At 42.2% G+C, this 6,466-nt stretch carries 8 protein-coding genes; all 8 read right to left on the reverse strand.

All coding sequences use genetic code 11. From position 1 onward, the window contains the following. Positions 1-166: 166 nt before the first annotated feature. Entirely contained in the window at positions 167-679 is a 513-nt protein-coding gene (locus Xinn_RS19595; protein WP_086956370.1) for a DUF7823 domain-containing protein, read from the reverse strand. 245 nt (positions 680-924) lie between these two features. Then, a complete protein-coding gene (locus Xinn_RS19600) occupies positions 925-1,218 on the reverse strand; it encodes a type II toxin-antitoxin system RelE family toxin (RefSeq protein ID WP_086956369.1) in 294 nt (97 codons plus the stop codon). After that, complete coding sequence (locus Xinn_RS19605) at positions 1,208-1,462, reverse strand: type II toxin-antitoxin system RelB/DinJ family antitoxin (RefSeq protein WP_086956368.1); 255 nt, start codon at positions 1,460-1,462, stop codon at positions 1,208-1,210. Before Xinn_RS19605 ends, Xinn_RS19600 begins: the two co-directional genes overlap by 11 nt. A 97-nt stretch (positions 1,463-1,559) precedes the next feature. Beyond that, on the reverse strand, positions 1,560-2,120 hold the full coding sequence (locus Xinn_RS19610; protein ID WP_244590272.1) for a phage antirepressor N-terminal domain-containing protein: 561 nt from the start codon (positions 2,118-2,120) through the stop codon (positions 1,560-1,562). A 278-nt stretch (positions 2,121-2,398) separates the two neighbouring features. Continuing rightward, positions 2,399-3,130: a Rha family transcriptional regulator gene (locus Xinn_RS19615; RefSeq protein WP_086956367.1), complete on the reverse strand. Its 732-nt coding sequence runs from the start codon at positions 3,128-3,130 to the stop codon at positions 2,399-2,401. Positions 3,131-3,889: 759 nt separating this feature from the next. Further along, positions 3,890-4,285, reverse strand: a complete 396-nt coding sequence (locus tag Xinn_RS19620) for a hypothetical protein (RefSeq protein ID WP_086956366.1) — start codon at positions 4,283-4,285, stop codon at positions 3,890-3,892. Positions 4,286-4,360: 75 nt separating this feature from the next. Next, positions 4,361-4,648, reverse strand: coding sequence for a DUF6694 family lipoprotein (locus Xinn_RS19625; protein WP_099137769.1), 288 nt, complete (start codon positions 4,646-4,648; stop codon positions 4,361-4,363). 67 nt (positions 4,649-4,715) lie between these two features. Then, the gene (locus Xinn_RS19630) at positions 4,716-6,344 is read right to left on the reverse strand and encodes a hypothetical protein (protein WP_099137770.1); all 1,629 of its coding nucleotides are present in this window, start codon (positions 6,342-6,344) and stop codon (positions 4,716-4,718) included. Positions 6,345-6,466: the final 122 nt, after the last annotated feature.

Here is a 6,466-nt window from a genome sequence, read left to right on the forward strand (position 1 = left end):
GTTATCACTGAAGCTGTTGTGGTATTAAAACCGCTGAGAAAGTCCATAGCGTACCTATGAAAAGAAAATCCGCCGAAGCGAGGAGGTTGGATATAAAAAAATCATAGATGTGAAAAAGGCCACGCAATGCGCAGCCTTGAATTTAGGGTGTGTAGATTGGGATAAATTATTCATCACGCCAATTGAAGTAGAAGCGCTTAGTTACACCGATTTGTTTCAATATATTTCCTAATTTAGGTGCATCAGGGCTTATATAATCAGCAATAACGCCATTTTTTGCTGAACTACCTGATATGCTTGTATTTTTTCCTAGATTATAGGTTATTCCATCGACTGTTACATACATAACTTTATTAGAAAATAAATCAGATGTCTTTTGGAAGAAACCATCGTAAGAATATGTATCCCACGAAATTGAATGGGTATTATCCATTTGAGGTGAAAATTCCCACCATCTAAACTGGTTCGTTCTTGCCACATCAATAGGTGTATTATTTTCGATAACAACTAAAGACCCGCAAGATGTAGCTCCTCCATCGCTCTCTCCATGACCTTGATATCCCCAGAAATGCACCCAGTGAACAGTATCTGACCACCAACGAGCCATTCCTAAAGTAATATCAATGGTCAGCATATTATTTATTTCTGATACTTTATCCAGCTTATTAACGTCAGACATAAACACCTCACTTTATTATTTGTTAAAGGTTATTTCAGCCTACTGCTAACTAGCCCGTTAATATTACTGGGGTCAGGCTTTAATCTCTATTGAATAACCTGTGACAGAAGAAATACGCACTAAAATAAGGTGGCATATTATAAAGTCTGCTTGTTAGTCGAGTGCGTAATTCAGTGAGGTGTATATTTGAAGTTTGGTGCGAGTAGAAATAAAAAACCCGCACGAAGCGGGTTGGAATGTATGGGTTATCGCGTAATGCGCTCACTGGCTATCTGGTAGGCTTTCGCGTCTTCTCTTTTACCGACGGCGATGACCCATATAACAATTTCATCATCTATCACCTGATAGACAAGGCGATACCCCGAAGAGCGCAGTTTTATTTTGAAGCAGCCCTCTAAATCGCCGTGTAATCTGGCTGATTCGATATAAGGGTTATCCTGTAGCTTCCGCAGTTTCTTTTTAAACTGTTCACGGATAGTGCTGTCCAGCTTCTGCCATTCCTTTAACGCGCGCTCATCAAACTCAATGTTAAATTTCATCGAGATTGACCCGGATGCGTTTCGCGGGATTTCGTAAGCGATCCCGCACGATATCAAGAATATCTCCATCCTCATCCTGCTCTGAGACTATCACGGAGACTTCTGTAAACGGCAGCTTCTCGTTTTCTGCGACATAGCGCAGAAAGAGCCGCATGGCTTCGGAGGGAGACAGGTTCATTTTTTCAAATGCCTGATACGCACTTTTTTTAAGTTCTTCGTCTACCCTAATCTGAATTGTGCTCATAGCATCACCTTATGTAATGACGTTTGTATTGCATTGTATGTTATTTCACCTGTGATGCAATGAGTTTGTGGATAATTAAGCCGTCCGTGGCTTGGGGTTATAGCGCACTTTCCGGCATTAACATCATCTTATCAATGTAATAGCCGTATAATTTAGCAACGCCTTGAATAATTCCTTCTGGTGTCGCCATTTTGTGAGTAAACGTATCAGCCCGTTTGGAGTGGTTATCGTAGATTTCCAATTTAACCGTGTATCTAAAATCGGGAGGTTTTACGTATCCTTTCTTTTTTACAACTCCGGTTATCCAGTGCTCATGCAGTACATCGTGACACTCTGCCTGATAGAGCGTTACCTGCTCTTTGATTTCTGGTTTCACCTTGTCAGGGGCGATTGTTGTTAACCAATCAGCTAATTTGCAAAGAGCAAGACAAGTCATATTCCGAACCTTGCCATCTGCGCTAATCATGGGAATTTGATCTATGCCTGATTTGAATCTCTGCTTCAGTTTCTTATGCTGCCCCGCCCAATTCATTGCTATGCCGTTAACAATAGGTTTCATAGGGACATACGGTTCTCCGTTGTGGTTAATGACATACAAAACTGCGCCATGAAACGGGACGTTAATAGTGTTTGATTGATTAGCTGGTATAATTGACACGTCTATATCCCTTTGCTCGGTATTAGGCAATTTTGAAGCCCTTGATTACTCGCAATAATCAGGGGCTTCACCGTTTTTAATGTAATTATTTTATCTATTAATTGTAACTTTATGTAAAGGCAAACGGTTGCAAACTGAGAAGCACCTCGAACATTCAACTAATTACACGCATATATGATGTAATTTCATATTGTTAATGCCGTTCATCACTGATAATTTGGTGAATCCCGCTAAAAAGATCAGTATTTGATCAGGTTGTTGTTCGAGGCGTTCAATTCTTACTCTGCCACTTTCAAATCTGCTGCTGAAAATCTACCCAGTTTGGGGTGATGCCACCATGAGCCACGAGCCTCTGCTTCTTTCATCATCTGGCGTAGTGCCTTTTCGAATAGCTCTTCATGCACCACTGCCATTTGAGTAACTTGTCCACCCGGTGCGACATGAGGGACTTTTTTGTGAGGCACTGACCATGCCATAACTAACTGCCTGCTTTTGGCATCACTCAGCCCGTAAGTAGCTCTCAGATAGCTGTAGCCTTGGTAGCCAACAGGGATAGTGCCTTGCTCCATGTGTTCCATTTTCTGCTCAACAACAGAAATTCGTTTTTCATTACGAGCTGCATTACTGGCAATAGCAGCAATCATCTCCATTTCGGATAATTGAGGCTTCGCAGTGCCGGACTCCAAAGCAAACCAGCGGTCAATAATTGCTGCCCGGCGCTGAACGTCATAGCCGGAAATTAGAATTTCAGTGTGTCGACGGTTGAGACGGTACTCCCATGCGTTAGCATTAGACTGATCGTATTGAACGCAATCAACACCTTGATTTGTAAGGTAAACCAAATCTGGTTTACGGATGTAATCGGATTCATCACCACCATATAAGGCTGATAGCATAGTGCGAATATCGCGGCATACATGTGGATGGTTCTTCCCTGTCAGTTCCGCAATTTCACGGCTTGACATCTTAGTGACAATTGTTGATTGATTTGCTACATTCCTATCAAACATATTTGTTTTCTCCTGTTAGGGGATCACTAAAAGCCAGTAGCGCGAAAATACTGGCTTTTTTATTTGGTTTAAAAAATCCATGCGAAAACGCCCGATGCAAAAAAATTGCATAGGTTAATTTCGTAGATTTATATTTTGGGATGAGTAAAAATTAGCGTTGATGCTGAGATAATTAAATTATAATGCGAATAAATAATTTAATTATGAAAATATAATAAGCGTATTTACGCTGGAGTATTTGTGCTTTTTCAGTACTTCAATGTTAAAGGGCAAGGACTCTCCACACGGGCGGAGCATTCATTGTAAGGGGCTTGCCATATAATAACTTGAGTCAGTTTATTCAATCCAACGAAAGAGGATTGCTTGCTCCAAGAATGCCTAGAGCGTTCCAAGGATAATAAGAGGATGCCCTAACACGTATTCAGGGCAATCACTGTATTTTAAAGAGCGATACTATATTTATACATCTGATAGGGCAATAAACTAGCACACTCTAAAATAACATTCCACCCGCTATCATTTATAAAAAGCTCCATGATGGAGCTTTATGACTACATTGCAGCTAAATTATCTGACAGCAGTTTAAAGAAAACAATCACAAATACAACAACCATCCCAATAATGATTAGCTTCTTATTTTTCATTTTTTCTCCGTTAATTTTTATGTAATAAATTTTAGGGACAGCAGTATTACAGAAAAATAGACGGTAAAAAAGCCCCTCTATGGAGCTATTACTCTAACTATGGTTTACAATAAAATTACTCTTGCTCTTTTTTGCAATGGGTTAGTAGGTGCATTACGGTCTCATTAGATGGGTTACCAATCGTAATTTTTACTCTGCCGTCACGAGGGGAAAACTCTTCACTAAACTCACCATCATCATATTTAAACACCCGCCCTGATGGTGTAGCTAAAACCATTTGATGCCCAACATAATCACCTGCATTCACTCCATTAATAATCATAACTCCATTGTTAAAAGTCATCCTGGCTTTCCCTGTCCCCGGCGGAAAAGAATATTCACTTCCTTTCTCTATAGCCATATAATTTATTAATCGGCCTACTTTACAAGTGTATACTCCGTTATATTCACTGTAGTTATCACCGCATCCCATTAAAGCAAACATCACACATACCATTAATAACTTTTTCATTCCGCTATCCTTGTTTGCGGTATTTATAATCGTTGATTGCTGAAATTAATTCCAAAAGCCCCTCACGGGGCTAATTTACTTCTTCTCATCCATCGCAATGATTTCTTTGGCTGTTTTGCCACCGATCAGCTTATTGATTATTTGGACTTTCTCGTCTTCCTTGTCAGTTATTACCCTTGCTGCCATTGCTACATTTAAAGTTGCTTTTTTGAACTTGGCGGCCTCTTCACCTTGAAGGGATTTATAAATAGCCTGAGTCGAAGTCTTCAATGATTCAGGGGTAGATGCATCAATGGTTAGCTCCTTTTCACCGCAACCTACCAAAAAAGCAGTCAGTATGATTGGTAATAACAGTTTTTTCATGACAGTTCCTTTAATATGAAATTGATGCATTATTAAACCATTTCGGGGCTATAACCGGAAGCAAACATTATCCCACTCCATTCGCTAGCATCCCTTTTGTATTATAGCCTGCTTTTTTCAATGCCTTATCAAAACCATTATTGGCATACTGAGCGGCTTTCTCCGGTGACGGCGTAGTAATGTGTTGCGTAACACTCACATCACCCTGATGGATAGAGGTCTGGCTACTATTATTGGTGGTTGCATTAGCGACAGACTGCCCAATCATCGCACCATTGCCTGCATTAATGCTGGATTGAATATCAGACAAGGATACATCGTCATAACCCATAAGTTGATTATCATCAGAATTAAAGGTGAAAAAGTCCTTTATTGCCTTAATCTTAGCCGCTACTTTATTGTAATAATCCATCACCCAATCCAGTGCCTCTTTAAAGGGTTTCTTAATCATTTCCTTGACTGCCGCAAACCGCTTACCAATATCCTCCACAAACTGGCTGACATCCTTTTCGTTGATACCGAACAGACTCAGTACGAACTTGAACGCTTCCTTAAACGGGGTGGTCAGTAAGTCCCAAATCAGGTTAAACACTTTACCGAGTTTCTGCGTCCATGTGGTGGAGTCATCGGTGAAAATGTCATACAACCCTTTAGCCAGTTTGAATGCGGCTCTGAACGGGTAAGTCAGCCAGTTCCAGATAGCACTGAAAATATTGCTCAGGTTATCCACGAACCGATCGGCATCCCGTTCACTCACGCCAAACTGCCGGAGGATATACCGAAAGCCGTCCCGGAACAGCCGCTTAATCTCCTGCCATGTTCTGGCTATCGCTTTCCAGAAATTACCGAAAGCGGACTCGCCTGTGGTGATCCACTGGTACAGGTCATACAGCACATAAATAAGCCCGGCAATCAATGCGATAACTAACCCGATGGGATTCATCAGTAGTGCTCGTCCCAGCCAGATAAAGGCTTTCCCTGCGGTCAGGGCGAGTTTAGTAACCGCCGTCAGCGGAGTGAACAGCCATTTCAGTGCCTTGGCAAAGCCGCCTGCGCCTTTTGTCACGGCCAGAAACAGGTTGGTGCTGAACATCACGCCCAGCATCCCGCTGAGTAACTTGATGGAGGTTTTCATTTCACCGGAGAGGCTGTCCCACCATGATTTAACATCCTTGATCCACTTAATGCACGCGCCCCAGAAATCACCGAACAGGGAATTACCGCCGTCAAGGTAGACCATCAGGTCATCCAGTAACAGCAGGACGCCGGCAATCGCCGCAATCACCCATGTCACCGGGTTAGTGATAAACGCCATGAGCATACCGCGCTTGACGATTGCCAGCACCCCCGCCAGTACCAGCAGGGCATTTTTCCAGCCAATCGTGCCGGAAATCACCTTATCCACCGCTCGGATGGAATTGGTGATCACCTGAATCACCTTGCCCCCGGCCTTGATAACCCCCGTCAGCCCTTTGGTGATGAGTTCCTTATTGGAGGCTATCCAGTCATTGAATTTTTTCACAATGGCAGTCAGGGAAGGGACGAGGTTCAGGGCTATCTTGGTTTTGATGGACTCAATCATCAGCCCCGTTTTCTTCATGGATTCCTGATATTCGTCCGCCTGTGCCAGTTCCTGCTTTGAGATGTCGTACAGCAGCCCTTTCTGTTCTGCCAGCTCTTTCGTGAAGTGGCACACTAATTTTGGTCACCGTAATAGAAGTGATATTCTCACTTCGATAATTCAACAGGTGACATGATGAAAAAAAGTTTCAGCCCCGAGTTTAAATTAGAGTCAGCCCAATGAGTGCTGGATCAAAA

It is taken from the genome of Xenorhabdus innexi, assembly GCF_002632485.1.
Lineage (GTDB): Bacteria > Pseudomonadota > Gammaproteobacteria > Enterobacterales > Enterobacteriaceae > Xenorhabdus > Xenorhabdus innexi.

Coding starts and splice junctions, on each gene's coding strand:
- Xinn_RS19595 (WP_086956370.1), bottom strand. CDS start 679: ATGTCTGACGTTAATAAGCTGGATAAAGTATCAGAAATAAATAATATG.
- Xinn_RS19600 (WP_086956369.1), bottom strand. CDS start 1,218: ATGAAATTTAACATTGAGTTTGATGAGCGCGCGTTAAAGGAATGGCAG.
- Xinn_RS19605 (WP_086956368.1), bottom strand. CDS start 1,462: ATGAGCACAATTCAGATTAGGGTAGACGAAGAACTTAAAAAAAGTGCG.
- Xinn_RS19615 (WP_086956367.1), bottom strand. CDS start 3,130: ATGTTTGATAGGAATGTAGCAAATCAATCAACAATTGTCACTAAGATG.
- Xinn_RS19620 (WP_086956366.1), bottom strand. CDS start 4,285: ATGAAAAAGTTATTAATGGTATGTGTGATGTTTGCTTTAATGGGATGC.
- Xinn_RS19625 (WP_099137769.1), bottom strand. CDS start 4,648: ATGAAAAAACTGTTATTACCAATCATACTGACTGCTTTTTTGGTAGGT.